This window comes from Luteibacter sp. SG786 (genome assembly GCF_011759605.1).
GTDB lineage: Bacteria > Pseudomonadota > Gammaproteobacteria > Xanthomonadales > Rhodanobacteraceae > Luteibacter.
On sequence record NZ_JAAOYX010000001.1, the window covers coordinates 1,016,429 to 1,031,220 of the forward strand.

The 14,792-nt window shown below is 64.6% G+C and carries 14 protein-coding genes; 13 read left to right on the plus strand and 1 reads right to left on the minus strand.

What is annotated here, in order from left to right; translation table 11 throughout:
* Positions 1–17 precede the first annotated feature (17 nt).
* From FHS47_RS04655 to FHS47_RS04710, 12 genes are all read left to right on the plus strand, one after another.
* Entirely contained in the window at positions 18–308 is a 291-nt protein-coding gene (locus FHS47_RS04655) for a DUF1799 domain-containing protein (protein WP_247741351.1), read from the plus strand.
* Positions 309–310: 2 nt separating this feature from the next.
* Positions 311–2,896, plus strand: a complete 2,586-nt coding sequence (locus FHS47_RS04660; RefSeq protein WP_167023586.1) for a phage tail tape measure protein — start codon at positions 311–313, stop codon at positions 2,894–2,896.
* 2 nt (positions 2,897–2,898) lie between these two features.
* Positions 2,899–3,234 carry a phage tail protein gene (locus tag FHS47_RS04665; RefSeq protein WP_167023589.1) on the plus strand — a complete coding sequence of 112 codons (336 nt, stop codon included), beginning with the start codon at positions 2,899–2,901 and terminating at the stop codon, positions 3,232–3,234.
* Positions 3,231–3,938 (plus strand): phage minor tail protein L, encoded by a 708-nt coding sequence (locus tag FHS47_RS04670; RefSeq protein WP_167023594.1) that lies wholly within the window; start codon positions 3,231–3,233, stop codon positions 3,936–3,938. Before FHS47_RS04665 ends, FHS47_RS04670 begins: the two co-directional genes overlap by 4 nt.
* Complete coding sequence (locus FHS47_RS04675) at positions 3,938–4,702, plus strand: C40 family peptidase (RefSeq protein ID WP_167023597.1); 765 nt, start codon at positions 3,938–3,940, stop codon at positions 4,700–4,702. Before FHS47_RS04670 ends, FHS47_RS04675 begins: the two co-directional genes overlap by 1 nt.
* A gap of 2 nt (positions 4,703–4,704) precedes the next feature.
* A complete protein-coding gene (locus FHS47_RS04680; RefSeq protein ID WP_167023599.1) occupies positions 4,705–5,373 on the plus strand; it encodes a tail assembly protein in 669 nt (222 codons plus the stop codon).
* A gap of 63 nt (positions 5,374–5,436) precedes the next feature.
* Positions 5,437–9,018 carry a phage tail protein gene (locus tag FHS47_RS04685; RefSeq protein WP_167023602.1) on the plus strand — a complete coding sequence of 1,194 codons (3,582 nt, stop codon included), beginning with the start codon at positions 5,437–5,439 and terminating at the stop codon, positions 9,016–9,018.
* Between the two features lie 280 nt (positions 9,019–9,298).
* The gene (locus tag FHS47_RS04690; RefSeq protein WP_167023605.1) at positions 9,299–9,931 is read left to right on the plus strand and encodes a hypothetical protein; all 633 of its coding nucleotides are present in this window, start codon (positions 9,299–9,301) and stop codon (positions 9,929–9,931) included.
* 7 nt (positions 9,932–9,938) lie between these two features.
* Entirely contained in the window at positions 9,939–11,045 is a 1,107-nt protein-coding gene (locus tag FHS47_RS04695) for a hypothetical protein (RefSeq protein ID WP_167021749.1), read from the plus strand.
* Between the two features lie 2 nt (positions 11,046–11,047).
* Complete coding sequence (locus tag FHS47_RS04700) at positions 11,048–11,548, plus strand: hypothetical protein (protein WP_167023608.1); 501 nt, start codon at positions 11,048–11,050, stop codon at positions 11,546–11,548.
* Between the two features lie 34 nt (positions 11,549–11,582).
* On the plus strand, positions 11,583–12,272 hold the full coding sequence (locus FHS47_RS04705; RefSeq protein WP_167023611.1) for an SOS response-associated peptidase: 690 nt from the start codon (positions 11,583–11,585) through the stop codon (positions 12,270–12,272).
* An 88-nt stretch (positions 12,273–12,360) separates the two neighbouring features.
* Positions 12,361–12,678: a hypothetical protein gene (locus FHS47_RS04710; protein WP_167023614.1), complete on the plus strand. Its 318-nt coding sequence runs from the start codon at positions 12,361–12,363 to the stop codon at positions 12,676–12,678.
* Between the two features lie 424 nt (positions 12,679–13,102).
* Here the strand turns inward: FHS47_RS04710 and FHS47_RS04715 are convergent, their stop codons facing one another.
* Positions 13,103–13,630, minus strand: coding sequence for a GIY-YIG nuclease family protein (locus tag FHS47_RS04715; protein ID WP_167023617.1), 528 nt, complete (start codon positions 13,628–13,630; stop codon positions 13,103–13,105).
* 630 nt (positions 13,631–14,260) lie between these two features.
* Between FHS47_RS04715 and FHS47_RS04720 the strand changes: the two genes are divergently transcribed.
* Entirely contained in the window at positions 14,261–14,770 is a 510-nt protein-coding gene (locus FHS47_RS04720) for a YccF domain-containing protein (protein ID WP_343203511.1), read from the plus strand.
* Positions 14,771–14,792 lie beyond the last annotated feature (22 nt).

Here is a 14,792-nt window from a genome sequence, read left to right on the forward strand (position 1 = left end):
CGGCCGCCACTCGGGCGCTGTACTGGCGGCGCCCGAGTGAAGCGGAACTCGCCGGGACGGGCCTCAAGCTTAAGCACTTCCCCGAGCCGCACGTCGATGTGTGGCCGGAGGCCTGGGATGCCATCCAGTTTTTCAGCCGCATCTGGAGGCAGTGGAATGTGGGCCCAGGCGGGGCCTACGGCTTGAATTACACCGTCGTGTTCCACGAGCTCGACCGCATGAACCTCACCCCCGACCGCTACGACGAGATGCTCGCGCACCTGCGCGTCATTGAGGACGCGGCCCTCGACGAGATCCACAAAGGCTGACGATGACCGAAGCAGAGAGCATCGGCACTGCCCGAATCGACGTCACGGTGAATACCGCGACGATGGAGACGGGCGTCGAGGCCGCCAAGCGGAAGGTATCGGGCCTTGGTGCCGAGGCAGCCGCGCAGTTCGACAAGGCCAACGCGAGCACAAAGCGGTACGCGGAGAGCCTGAACCGTCAGGCTGAGCTGCTCGGAAAGTCCCGCGCCGAACAGATCGCCTACAACGCCCAGGTGCGCATCGGTGGCGAGCTCGGCGACCAGATCGCGAAAAAGGCGCTGGCTAACGAGAAGGCGCTGACTCAAGCGAGCGAAAGCTACGTCATGAGCGAGCGCGCTCGCGCCGCCGCCATGCGCGGCGTGCCGGCACAGATCACCGATATCGTCTCGGGCCTCGCTACGGGTCAGCGACCCCTGTCAGTTCTGCTCCAACAGGGCGGCCAGCTCAAGGACATGTTCGGCGGCGTGGGCGCCGCGGCGAAGGCGCTCGGAGCCTCGCTGCTCGGCCTTGTGAACCCCGCCACGCTTCTCGCCGGCGCGGCCGTGGCGCTCTTTGCCGCCTGGAAGTCGGGAAGCGATGAGCAGGTAGCGTTCCAGAAGGCGCTGATCAACAGCGGCAACTATGCCGGCGTCACCACGCAGCAGCTCCAGGGACTTGCCGAAGAGCTGTCGCGCACGAGCGGCACGCAGCACGACGCTGCCGCCGTGCTCGCCGAGGTAGCTGGATCGGGCAAGTTCACATCCGACCAGCTGCGGCTCGTCGCGTCTGCGGCCATCGCCGCCGGCGATGGCGCCGAGGACATGGTGGCGCGATTCGCGAAGCTGGCGGATGACCCCGTCAAGGCGTCAGCTGAACTCAATTCGTCCTATCACTACCTCACCGCGGCGGTCTACGACCAGATCCAGGCGCTGGAGGACCAGGGTCGAACGCAGGAGGCAGCTCGGCTGGCCATGGAGAGCTACAGCGCGGCTGTGGTTTCGCGGTCGAAGGATGTAAAGGAGAACCTGGGATTCATCGAGCAGGCGTGGAACGGCATCACCGGCGCGACGCGCCGTGCCATCGATGCGGCACGGGATCTCGGACGCGCGCAGACTGACCAGCAAAGATTCGACGTTCTCTTCGAGAACCGCGACGCGGCGAAGAAGCTGGTCGACCGCGGGCTGGGTAGCACGGCGTTCCTCGGGAAAACCGCCCAGCAGTTCTACGACGACGCCACGAAGGAACTGGGCGCGATGCAGGACGCCCAGGTGGCTGCCCAGAAAAAAGCATCTCGAGACGCCGCGACCCAGCAGGCCAACGACGCGGCTATCCGCCTCGCGCAGGAGGCCCAGCAGTACGAGTCCGACGAGACGAAGCGTGCGCGACAGATCGCCGCCATTCACCAGCAGGCGAACGACGCGATCGCCAAGGCGACCCAGGTCGGGGACAAGGCGCTGGCCGACAAGATCCGGGCGAGCGAGGCGGCGGCTGTCGCCGGCATCATGTCAAAGGGGCCGAAAGAAAAAGACCTACGCATCGACGTGTCGGATGGCTGGAAGGAGATGGTCGCCCAGATCGAAAAGGGCATCTCGGCCGATAAGAAGGAGATCGAGCAGCGGGCCCGCGCGACCGTCGAACTGAACAGCTACCGCGAGGCCATGCAGCAGCGTCTGCAGACCGACCGTATGGCTCTCGACATCCAGGTGCAGAGCCTTGGCATGGGCCAGCACCAGATCGACATCCAGCGGCAGCTGGTGGACATCCAGCGCGACGCGGACCGCGAACTGGCCCGGCTCAACGATCCAGCAAACCGGCGAACGCTTACCGACGACGAGTACCAGGCACGGCTGGCGGCGATCAAGGAGTACGAGGACCAGCGCGTGCAGCTGGTCTACGACGCGGATGCGCGCCTCAACGCCGCGCGTGCCGACTGGACGAACGGTGCTCGACGTGCGCTGGCCGACATCACCTACGATGCCAGCGACACCGCGACCAGCTTCGCCAACCTGGTCCAGAGCACGTACGGAAGCCTGTCCGACTTCATCGTCGATGCCGCGACCACCGGCAAGGCCAGCATCAAGGACCTGGTTTCCTCCATCCTGAAGGAAGTGGCGCGACTCCAGGCGAACAAGGCAGCTGCGAGCCTCCTGAATTACGGCCTCAGCTACTTCACCGGCGGATATGGTGGGACGAACGGGCAGGGCGGAGTCGATTATAACTCGCAGGGCTTCGTGTCGAAGGTCTACGCCAAAGGCGGCGTGGTGGACGGCGCCTCCCTGTCGAACTGGTCGAACACGATCGTGGATCGCCCAACCATGTTCGCCTTCGCGCGTGGCGCGGGTCTCATGGGAGAGGCAGGCCCGGAAGCGATCATGCCGCTCACCCGCACGGCCGACGGGAAGCTGGGTGTGAAGCAGGTAGGCGGTACCGATGCCGCGTCGGTGAATGTGAGCGTGGTTGTCAATGCAGACGGTAGCGGCGACACCACTTCCGAAGGCGACTATCAGGCATGGGGCAAGCAGTTGGGTGAGAACATGCGCGCGATCGCGCAGCAGGAGCTCCAGAGGGCCATGGCGCCAGGTGGCGCACTCTGGCGCGCGAGGGGCTGACGATGGCCGAGACGTTTAGCTGGATGCCGGTCGGCGCACCCACTGGCAACGCCAACTATCGCGTACTCAAGTCGCAATTCGGCGATGGGTACTCGCAGGAAGCCGCCGACGGCATCAACAACAAGGTGCAGTCGTGGCCGCTCCAGTTCTTCGGCAGCGGCATCCAGATCGATGAGATCACGGCGTTTCTTGATCGGCACGCCGGCGCGACCGGCTTCCTGTGGACGCCACCGCGAGGCGTTCAGGGCCTTTACAAGGCGTCGGCCTACGGGCTCAACCCGCTCGGCGGTGGCTTCTACACCCTGTCCGTAACCTTCGATCAGAAGTTCGCGCCGTGACGATCTTCGCCGATATCCAGACCCTCGAGCCGGGGGCGTGGGTTGAGCTGTTCGAGATCGATGCGCGGCCCATCACCAACGGCGGCGCGGGCGACATCTTGCGGTTCCATGGCTACACGCAGATCGGGCCGATCATCTGGCAGGGCGTGTCGTATGAGCCCTGGCCGATTGCCACCCAGGGCTTCAAGATCGACCCGGACCAGCCGCCGGTTCCCACGCTCGCTGTCGGCAACGTCAACGGTCGGATCACGGCGCTCTGTCTGGCGTTCCAGGATCTCGTCGGTGCGCGTTTCACTCGCCGGCGCACGCTGGGCAAGTACCTGGATGCGGCCAACTTTCCCGGCGGCAACCCGACAGCTGACCCCGAACAGGAGATTCCGCCGGAATTGTGGTTTATCGAGCGCCGGTCGGCCGAGGATTCGACGCAGGTCACGTTCGAGCTGTCGAGCCCGATGGATTTCGGCGGCCGCCAGTTGCCGCGCCGGCAGATCATCGCGAACGTATGCAGCTGGCTGGCCATCGGTGGCTACCGTGGCCCGTATTGCGGCTACACCGGCCCCGCCGTGGCGAAGCCGGACGACACGCCCACGGACGACCCCGTGCTGGACATGTGCGGCGGCCGGCTGACCTCCTGCCGCCTCCGCTTCGGCCAGGACGCTGAGCTTCCCTACGGCTCTTTCCCTGCGGCCACGCTGATCAAGTGATGAAACATCGCACCCAGGCCGCCATCCACGCGCATGCGCTGGAGGCTTACCCGCGTGAGGCCTGCGGGGTCATCGTCGTGCGGCGCGGGCGTGAGCGGTACATCCCATGCGAGAACCTTGCGGGGACGCCGGACGAGCACTTCGTGCTGTCGCCGCGAGACTTGGCGGCCGCGGAAGACCAGGGCGAGGTAACAGCCATCGTCCATTCGCACCCGGACGTCCCGGCGCGGCCATCCGAGGCCGATAGGGTAGGTTGCGAGCGTTCCGAACTGCCGTGGGTGATCGTCTCGGTCATGCCGGGCGAGCCGGTACCGGTCGTCGCAGATACGCAGATCATCGAGCCGAATGGGTATGAGGCTCCGCTGGTCGGGCGTACCTGGTCGCATGGCGTGCTTGACTGCTGGGCTCTCTGCCGCGACTGGTATGCCCGCGAGCGCGGCATCCTGCTGCCCGACCCGCCCCGCGCCGATGGCTGGTGGGATGATGGCTCGAGCGACCTCTACGGCGACAGCGCCATGGAGGCAGCAGGCTTCCGCAAAATAGACCTGAAGGACATCGCCGCCGGGGACCTTATCCTCATGCAGATTCGGTCGAAGAACCTCGTGCCGAATCACGCTGCGCTCTACATCGGCGACGGGAATATCCTGCACCACCTGCACGGCCGGCTCAGCTCACGCGACGTCTATGGCGGCTACTGGCAGGAGGTCACACGCTCCGTATGGCGCCTTGGCGATCTGGCCGCACCCACCACCATGACAGGCTGACCATGGCCGCCACGACGATCATCCTCTCCGGGCCCATGCGCAAACGCTTCGGCCGTGAGTTTCGATTGCACCTCGATACGAAGACGCCAGCCGAGGCAATCCAGGCGCTCTGCGCGATGTTGGATGGCTTCCGCGCTTACCTCCTCGGAGCGGCGGATAGGGGCATAGAATTCGCCGTTTGGCGCGGCCGTGGTGAGCATGCGGAGAACCTGACCGTCGATCAGCTGCGTGAACCGGCAGGGTCCGTGATAAGGATTGCGCCCGTGCACGCTGGCGCCAAGAACGGTGGGGTACTGACGACCATCGTCGGCGCCGTGCTGATCGTGGTAGGCGTGATCGGCAACATCTACGGCGGCTGGGGCACCCCCTTCATCCAGGCAGGTATCGCCATGGTCGCCGGCGGCGTCGTGCAGATGCTCAGCCCACAGCCGAAGGTGGGTAAAGGCAGTGCGGACTCGGCGAACAACCAGGCCAGCTACATCTTCAATGGGCCCGTGAACGTGACCGCGCAGGGTGCACCGGTGCCGATCCTCTACGGCGGCCCGATGGAGATCGGTAGCGTTGTCGCGTCGGCTGGCATAGAGGCCGTGGACTACAGCTCGCGGCCCTCGAACGTCGGCTTCGGCACGCCCGGTGGCAACGGCAAGAAGACCCCCTACGACCCCGACTGATCCATCTCTTTCTCCGCTCTCCATCCAGGCCCGCCCCGCGCGGGCCTTTTTTATGGGACATCCATGGGCTTCGACCTGATCCACGGCGCCAAAGGCGGCGGTAGCACGCACACGCCCGTCGAAGCGCCGGACACGCTGCGTTCGATATCGTTTTTCCAGATCGAGGACCTGCTCTCGGAGGGCGAGATCGGCGGCCTGGTCAACGGCCTCCAGTCGGTCAAGCTGGACGGCACGCCGGTTGCCAATGCCGACGGCACACTGAACTTCGCCGGCGTCTCCGTCCAGGTGCGCACCGGCACACAGGACCAGAGCTACATCCCGGGCTATGGCTCGGTGAAGAACGAGATCGCCGTCTCGACCGAGCTGAAGTCGAACACGCCCTGGGTTCGCGCGCTGACCAACACGGCCCTTTCGGCCTTCGCCGTGACCCTGCAGGTGGATGCCCTGCAGAAGAGCAACACCAAGAACGGCGACATCAACGGTTACATGATCCAGTACGCGATCGACGTCTCGACAGACGGCGGCGCGTACCAGACCGTGCTCACGACAGCCTTCAACGGAAAGGCCAGCGTTCCCTTCCAGCGCACCCACCGCGTCGATCTGCCCAAGGCTGACCTGGGCTGGAATGTGCGCGTGCGGAGGCTCACCCCGAACGCCAACAGCGCGACGACGGCAGATACGACCCGCGTCGTCTCGATTACCGAGATCATCGACGCAAAGCTGCGTTACCCGAACACCGCCTATGTGGCGATCAGCGGCGACGCCTCCCAGTTCAGCAACATCCCGGTGCGCTCCTACGTATGCTGGGGCCGCACGATCCGCGTTCCGACGAACTACGACCCAGCGACGCGAGCCTATGCGGGCGTCTGGGACGGTTCCTTCAAGATTGCCTGGACCGACAACCCGGCGTGGATCCTCTACGACCTGGTCGTGAACGACAGGTACGGCATCGGCGACCTAGTCGACGCTTCCCTGATCAACAAGTGGGAGCTGTACCGGATCGCCCAGTATTGCGACCAGCTTGTGGCGGACGGCAAGGGCGGGCAGGAACCGCGGTACCGCTGCACGGCCTATCTCCAGTCGCGCGAGGACGCCTTCCGTCTTCTGGGCGACATCGCGTCCGTATTCAGCGGCGTCAGCTACTGGATGGGAAGCGCGATCACCACGGTCGCCGACATGCCGCAGGACCCGGTCTACACCTACACCGCGTCGAACGTCATCGATGGCCGGTTCACCTACCAGTCGAGCGCCCGGAAGACTCGTTTCTCGACGGCACTGGTCACCTACAACGACCCGGCTAACAGTTACAAGCAGGCAGTCGAGTATGTCGCCGACAACGACGCGATCGCGCGGTATGGCGTTCAGCCGGACGAGTTCGTGGCCTTCGGCTGCACAAGCCAGGGCCAGGCGCACCGGCGCGGTCTGTGGGCGCTGACCACCAGCCAGTACGAAACGGACTCTGTGACCTTCGCAGTGGGCCTGGAAGGCCTGCGGGCCGCGCCCGGGCAGATCATCCGCGTGCAGGACCCGAAGCGGGCAGGGATGCGTCAGGCGGGCCGCCTGAGCGATGCCACGGCGGCGTCCGTGACGGTCGACCGTGAGCCTGGTCAGGTGGCGGTCGGGGACACCCTTACGATCCACCTCCCCGACGGCACCGCGGAAACCCGAACGATCAACACCGTCAACGGGCGCACGCTCGGCGTCGGCCAGCCTTTCACTGCGGCCCCGGTGCCGCAATCGGTGTGGTCGGTCGAGAGCGCCGAGCTGGTGAACCAGACGTTCCGCATCCTCAGCGTCTCCGAAGACTCTGGGCAGGGCGAGATCCGCTTCACCATTACCGCTGTGCAGCACAACGCGAGCAAGTTCGCGCACATCGACAATGGCGCGACGATCCAGATCCCGCCCATCAGCCAGCTGCCCACTGGCGTCCAAAAGCCGGCGACGAATGTCCGCATATCCGGCCACGTGGTGGTCGAGCAGGGTATCGCCAACAACGTGATGACCATCGAGTGGGATGCGGCCGAGAGCGCCGTTTCCTACAAGGTGGAATGGCAGAAGGACAACGGTCAGTGGATCCAGGCCGGTACGGTATCCACGACTTCCCTAGACGTTGTCGGCATCTACACGGGCACCTACATCGCGCGCGTGACAGCCTTCAACAGCGGCCGCACTCCGTCCCTCGCCGCCCTGAGCGTCGCGACCGACATCGTCGGCAAGACCGGAGAGCCGCCACGTCTCACGACGCTGACGACAAAGACCCTGATCTTCGGCATAGGCATTGATTGGACGTTCCCGCCGGGCGCGGAGGACAGCCAGCGCACGGAGATATGGGCGAGCACCACCGCGGTGCGTCCGGACGACGAGGACACGATCGCGTACCACCTGGGGGACTATGCGTACCCAGGTAACCATACCGAGCTCCACGGGCTTTCCGCCGGCGCCTCGCTCTTTTTTTGGGGCCGCATCGTCGATAAGGCGGGCAACGTCGGCGGCTGGTATCCCGAGACAGGCGCCGTCAATGGCCAGAGCAGCAGCGACGCCGGCCCGATCCTCGAATACCTCACTGGGCAGATCACCAAGACGCAGTTGGCTCAGGAGTTGGCCGCGGCGATCGACTCGATCGATGACCTGCAATCTTTCATTGAGCCGCCCACTGCATGGGACGCGGCCGTCGCTTATTCCGCGGGCGCGTTTGTAAGCCACAACGACCGGCTTTGGCTGGCGCTGGAGAGTGCGGCCGCCGGCGTCGAGCCCGGCACCGACCCAGAGGTGTGGCGGGACGTCGGCGCGGTGTCACAGACCGCGGCGGGGCTGGCGCTCGCCATGTCCAACATCAACGTGACCGTGGAGGAGTTGGACGGCCAGGTGCAGGCCACAGCCGAGAAGACAGAGTCCGTCTATGCCCAGCTGAACCCGAAGAAGATCGGCGCGGACACAGGGGGCACGATCGGCGGCGCGAATGACCTTCCGCCCACGGCGGGGTACTTCGCCCAGACGCTGGCCCAGGTGAGCGATAACAAGGCGCTCGGCAAGAGACTAACCACGGTGCAGGCGCAGTTCGGCACGCAGCTGGCGGGCGTCACGACGCAGATAGACACGTTGGCCGATGGCCAGCAGGCGCTCGCGTCGCAGATCACGACCGTGCAGGCCACAGCGGGTGCGGCTCAAGCGTCGGCCCAGCTCGCGTTCCAGACGGCGGCAAACATCGATGGACGCGTATCTGCGGCGCTGATCGGCAAGGTCGGAGTGACCACGGATGGGAAGTACTACCAGGCTGGTTTCGCTGTTGGTATCGACAACAGCGGCGGGACGGTGCAGTCCCAGTTCCTGGTGACAGCGGACCTCTTCGGAATACTTCCATCAGCCGCTGGCGGTAACGCCCTGTCGCCTTTCGTCGTCGTGGGTGGACAGGTATTCATCAACCAGGCGTTCATCGGCAGCGGCTGGATCACCAACGCCATGATCGGGGATTTCATCCAGTCCACGGACTACATCCCCGGGCAGCGCGGCTGGCGCATCAGCAAGAGCGGAAACAGTTTCGAGCTGAACGGTTCGAACGGAAGCGGGCGCCTATCGCTCACGAACAACCTTCTGCAGATATTCGACTCCAACGCGACGCTTAGATTCCGCGCAGGGCTCTGGTAATGCCGGCTGGGATGCAGGTTTGGGATGAGAGCGGACGCCTCCTCGTCGACATCACGACTCGTATCACCAGGGTGAGTGGGCTCACTGTGATCCCTGCGGGAAGCACCGGGTCTCTTGTAGTTGCGAACGCTGAACAGGGCACCATCTGGTACGCGCTCTACCTCAACTACAACGGCAGATACCGGCCTTCGATGAGCGTCTCAGGCGGGACCATCTCGTGGTCACCGTCATCGATCGGCGGCGCGCCGGTCGACGTCCCAATGTTGTACGGAGTGTATTGATGCCAGCCGGCTTCACCATCTGGAACCCTGACGGCCACACCGTGCAGGTCGACGACACCTACAGGAATTTGGCGGTCCGCGAGCAAGGGGTCATAAACACTGTGGGCTCGCTTTTCGGCGGCGGGTCGATGGTGTCGTTCAACCGATCAGGCTTGCAGTACCCGCTTCTCGCCCTGGGCGGGACGGGCTGGACGATGGGCGCAAGCTGGAACGACCAAGCCGGCGGATTCATCTTCAACGTGGTATCAGCCGGTCCGGTAGGGACCGGCGTGCCCTATTACATCTTCGACGTCCCAGACAACACCGACTTTCACTACGGCGCGCAGGTCTTCGACGCGAACGGGAACAAGACGTTCGACGCCCTTAGGAAGTACCTGCGCGTCGTCGATATGTTCGACAGCAATGGTGACGTTTCGAGAACGTACGACGCCTCACGAACCTATGCCTTCATCCATATGGTCTTCGGGTTCCGGCAGTGGAACCAGATCGGCAGCAGCCAAGTCGTTGCCACCCGACCAACTGGCGGCCTGGTCGAGACCTCCTACATGACCACCGACCAATTCCCCGGCAGCCCGCCGGCGCTCAACGTCCGTACCGCGACGATTCTTGTCGTGGACGTAACGAATTTCTGAGGCACCCATGGCACTGACGATCCAGCGCATCAACTTCGACCCGGTGACGGGCGACAACCCCAGCGAAGGGTTCATGAAAACGGAACTCAACATCGTCGAGATCGCAACGGCAATCGATGGCGATGGGACACCAGGCAACCCAGGCATTGAAGGCCGCCTTGCGGATGTGGAAGCCGTGGCCGATGGGCTCGGTAGCGCGTCTACAAGAAATGTCGGCACGACGGCGGGGACGGTGGCGGCTGGCGACGACGCTCGACTTCTTCGCGTCGGCAGAAATTTATTCATCAATGGCGGCGGTCGCATTAAGCAGCGCGTCTTTGCGGGCGGCGCTATGGCGGCCAACGTCTATGGCTATGATCGGTGGCGAACGTTCGGTGCCGCGGCAAGCTTCACGCGCGCCGCAGATATGACCACGCTCACGCTGAACGGGACGATCGGGCAGATCGTCGAGGCGCCCCTGGCGGGCGCGACGGTGACCGTGTCGGTAAGCAACCCGACGGGACCGATCACGGTAAATATTCGGCCCGATGCGACTACGGCCGGTGTGAACGGCGTTATCCCTGCCGGCGCTGGCTTGCAGTCTGTCACGCTCGTGGTGCCCGGATCTATTACGGGCAATGTGTTCGTCCAGCTGACCACATCGGCCCCTGTGTCGTTTGACGGATGGGCTAAGAGGGGTGGTATCCAGCTTGAGCTGGGCTCATTCGCATCCGCTTTCGATGTCCGACCCATTGGATATGAGTTGGCCTTGTGCCAGCGCTATTGCTGCAAGAGCTTCGATCCGGACGTCGATCCCCAGACTAACCTGGCCGGTGGCACGGGGAATCAGGCCACGCATATTGCGGCTGGCCTCAGCACGGCGGCCGCGCGTACGGAAGGTATCCCATTCCCTGTAAACATGAGGGCGCAACCGACCATTACGCCTTACACGAATTCGAGTGCGCCATCACAGGGTAACAACTGGGCGATCTTCACCAGCCAGTGGTTCACGGTGCCTGTCGCATTCACGGCTGGGGCTTCAGGTTTCAGTGCGACGCTCACGCCAGGCAGTGGCCTGGTGCAGGCCTCGGCGTATACGGTTGCAGGCAACTGGCTTGCGGATGCGGAGCTTTGATTATGGGACGCTACAAATACAACACACAGGATCGCACCACGGTCATGGATACCGAGACGGGGGCGATTATCCCAGTCGAAGAGGGGCAGGGAGGCTGGCAGGGTGATGTGTTTCGCACCTGGCTGGCCGAAGGCAATGAGCCCGATCCCTTTCCTGCGCCTACCTTCGCCGATTATGTCGCCGCCTTCACGCCGGGCCTTCAGCAGTGGATGGAGGACACGGCGAAGACCAACGCCTATGACTCCGTGCTGTCCTGCGTGTCGTACAAGGATTCGGGGGTGCCGCAGTTCGCCGGCGACGCCGCGGCAATGATCGCGTGGCGCGATGCGCTGTGGCGGTGGGCGTCACAGTGGCAGGCGGGTTTCAACGGTCAGCTGCCTGACCCGATTCCCACTCTCGAACAGGTCATCGCTCTGGCGCCGCAGCCCGAGGATTTTAACTGGGTGGTGCATCCGGCGGGGACGATCATCGAATCGCAGCTGCCGCCAGTCGCGACGGCCTGACGCCGCCGTCACACCTTGACGGTATGCTGCGGCCATGTGCGGCCGCTACGCCACCTTCGGACCCGTCTCCCTCTCCCGCCAGGCGCGCGAAGCCCTGGAGCAGATGGAGCTCGATATCATCAGCGAGATCAACCAGCGGGAACCCCAGTACAACATCGCGCCGACCCAGAAGGCACCGGTGGTCGTATACCGGGAGGGCGGCTACCACGTCCGGGCCTACCACTGGGGGCTGGTGCCGCACTGGGCGCCGGACATGAAGTTCGGGGCGAAGACCATCAACGCCCGTGCCGACACGGTGGCCACCAAGCCCTCTTTCCGCGAGGCGTTCAAGAAACGCCGCTGCCTGGTGCCGGCCAGCGGGTATTACGAGTGGAAGGGCGAGCGCCCGCATAAGCAGCCGTACTTCATCCACGACCCCGCCGGCGACCTGCTCATGTTCGCTGGGCTCTGGGAAGGGTGGCGCGAGTCCCCGGACGCCGAGTGGGTGCACACCTACACCGTGATCACCGGCGAGCCCGGGAAGGTTTCCGGGGACATCCACGACCGGCAGCCGGTCATCCTGCCGCCCGACCTCTGGTCCGTCTGGTGCGAGGCGCCGCCGGCGGACGCTCAGGGCGTGCTCACCGATGTTCCTGAAGCGGACCTCGTCTACCACCCCGTGACCAAGGCGGTCGGTTCCCCTAAGAACAAGGGGCCAGAGCTGGTCGAGCCCATCGATCTGTAGGCCGGGTGGCGGGTTACCAGGGAAACCTCCCATCACACCCTAACGCCGTCCACATTCCTGAGACTGCGCCCGCGTATCGTCCGCGGCCATGCGCACCGTCCCAGCCATCGAATGGAAGAAGCCCTCGGTCAACGGCGCGGCCTGGTTCGCCCAAGTCGACGGCGTCTATGTCGGCTACGTGTCCCAGACGGCCTTCCCTGATGGGCGATGGGCGTCCACGGTGACGCCGTGGGTCGATCGCGAGCTTTACTGCTACGCCGGCAGCGAGGCGCAGGCCAGGCGCTTCGTGGAGCGATACCTGCGCCACCACATGCCGGACGTGAAGGCCTTGGCCGCCGCGCGCAAGGCGTGGCGGGATTCCGGACCGCTCCCGCGGAAACCGAAGGGGCTCGATGATCGGTCGTAGCTACCGGCGCCGGGATGCCTCGTAACGCTCGGCTGCGCACTTCGGGCACTCGCCCATGCGCCATCCGCCCAGCGTGCGCTGATACGGGTTATAGCCGCCGTGCTTCGGGCAGTTCACCCATGCATTCTCCATCTCGAGGCGTCGCAGCCTTCCGCGTGACGAGCGGTGGGGAGAGTCCTTGATCATCGGCACCCCGGATGGCAACCAGGGCAGCCGTTCGCCACCACTTCCCCGCGGCGTAGCACATTCAGGCGGTACTCGCCGTGCACGCGGCACTTGCCACGAAGAGAGAGGGCGCGCCGGCGAGATGCCGCGGCGTCGAAGGGGAGGGATGGCCGCTTCGTTTTGCGCTGGCCAGACGCGGTGAGGTAGTAGCTCATGTGGCGATTTTCTCGCCACCGGTTCTCACCGTTCGCGACCCAGATCAAGAGGCGGCGGAACGCCAATACTCCCGAACCTGGAGGCGCCATGTCGGCCAAGCCATGTCCTCTCGGGTGACTAATGGAGTCCGGTAGGGCATCACGTGCGATCGGCAGGTTCCGTTGATGGCCTGCTGCAGCGCCTCCTGGTCGTACAGGTCATCGCACCGCGTCTTTTCGACGTTCCAGGGAGGGTTCCATGCATGGATGTAGGCGTACTCGACCGCGCTCCTGGCCCACTCGGGAATCCCTGCAATGGCGGCCACTCCGTCGAACGGACGTCCTTCGCGCTCGTATTGCACCATCCTTGCCCCGATGCAGCGGGACTGTCCCACGTAGCAGACCATCCCCTCCCACACGAGGAAGTAGACGCCGGCAGCCTGCCAGCGCGTCTCGGGCCGGGCGGCCGCGACCACCATTTCGCTGTCGAAGCGAAGGTTTGGGAGATGCCGGTCGAACCAGGCCCGTCGCACGTGCGTATGGCAGAAGGGCGTGTCTTGGGCGCGTAGGTCGGTGAGGATTCCATCATTCATGGGTATGGGTCCATGGTGGACAAGTGCGCAAGATGATGGGGTGCCCCAGTCTCGTGGACCGCGACCACGAGCGGTTCTAGCCTATGCGCAGGCTCAATGTCTCTGTGAGATAAAGACCGGATCGGGCCCCCGCTACCAGTTTAAAATTGAACGGCGCGATCTCACGTAGATCGCGCCGTTTTCTTTTGTGGCGGGCGTTTCATGGATTCGCGCAATGCGTCGCGCAATGACTCGGTACCCCCCATCTTGCAGCCTTCGCGAACGGCGCGCACCATCGGCCCTCGGAAAATCACGGGGCACTCAGGCATGGCGGAAGTCATCAGGGTTGGGGAAAACTGGGCCGCGATTCAGACCGAGCAAGCCACGGGTCAACTCGATCGGTGGACGGCGGCATGGGCGGTCTATGCGACCCAGAAGGAGGCCGAGTCGGCGGCTCCGGGCGAACCGGTTCGTTGCCTTGTGTCGGGTGGTACGGCCACTTTCGACACGGAGGCCGGCGCTCGGGCGCGGGCCGAACTGGACGCCACTCGCACCGCCGCTGTCCTCAGCGGAACCTATCGGGACTGACCGGGCCGCCATGACGCCTCGTCCCTTGGCTCGCCGGAAGGGAGGCCGACCGGCACATGTGGCGTGGACGCCGCAGCGTTAGGTTTCGCTCAAGCCCAAAAGGAACAAGGTATGCGCGCGATAGGAAACATCATCTGGTTCGTCTTCGGCGGCCTGGTCATGGGCCTTGGCTGGTGGCTGGCGGGGTTGCTCGCCATGATCACCATCGTCGGCATCCCCTGGGCGCGCTCCTGTTTCGTGATCGGCACGTTCGCCTTTTTCCCGTTCGGCAAGGAGGCCGTGGACCGCGAGGAGCTCTCCGGCCGCGGCGACATCGGCACCGGCATCTTCGGCACGGTCGGCAATATCATCTGGTTCGTCTTCGCCGGGATCTGGCTTGCCATCGGCCATGTCTGTTCCGCCGTTGCCTGCTGCCTGACGATCATCGGCATTCCCTTCGGCATTCAGCATCTGAAGCTGGCGGGCATCGCCCTCGCGCCCATCGGCAAGACCGTCGTCAGCTCCGACGTGGCGGAGGCTTCGCGCCGGTTTCACGCCGACGCGACGGTGCGGAGGATGCGCGGCGTCGCCTGAAGCGCTTTCCACTACCATTGCC

Excerpts from the sequence above, each read along its gene's own strand:
- FHS47_RS04695 (WP_167021749.1), top strand. The coding sequence starts at position 9,939 with ATGGCACTGACGATCCAGCGCATCAACTTCGACCCGGTGACGGGCGAC.
- FHS47_RS04700 (WP_167023608.1), top strand. The coding sequence starts at position 11,048 with ATGGGACGCTACAAATACAACACACAGGATCGCACCACGGTCATGGAT.
- FHS47_RS04675 (WP_167023597.1), top strand. The coding sequence starts at position 3,938 with ATGAAACATCGCACCCAGGCCGCCATCCACGCGCATGCGCTGGAGGCT.
- FHS47_RS04715 (WP_167023617.1), bottom strand. The coding sequence starts at position 13,630 with ATGAATGATGGAATCCTCACCGACCTACGCGCCCAAGACACGCCCTTC.
- FHS47_RS04690 (WP_167023605.1), top strand. The coding sequence starts at position 9,299 with ATGCCAGCCGGCTTCACCATCTGGAACCCTGACGGCCACACCGTGCAG.
- FHS47_RS04685 (WP_167023602.1), top strand. The coding sequence starts at position 5,437 with ATGGGCTTCGACCTGATCCACGGCGCCAAAGGCGGCGGTAGCACGCAC.
- FHS47_RS04710 (WP_167023614.1), top strand. The coding sequence starts at position 12,361 with ATGCGCACCGTCCCAGCCATCGAATGGAAGAAGCCCTCGGTCAACGGC.
- FHS47_RS04705 (WP_167023611.1), top strand. The coding sequence starts at position 11,583 with ATGTGCGGCCGCTACGCCACCTTCGGACCCGTCTCCCTCTCCCGCCAG.
- FHS47_RS04660 (WP_167023586.1), top strand. The coding sequence starts at position 311 with ATGACCGAAGCAGAGAGCATCGGCACTGCCCGAATCGACGTCACGGTG.
- FHS47_RS04680 (WP_167023599.1), top strand. The coding sequence starts at position 4,705 with ATGGCCGCCACGACGATCATCCTCTCCGGGCCCATGCGCAAACGCTTC.
- FHS47_RS04665 (WP_167023589.1), top strand. The coding sequence starts at position 2,899 with ATGGCCGAGACGTTTAGCTGGATGCCGGTCGGCGCACCCACTGGCAAC.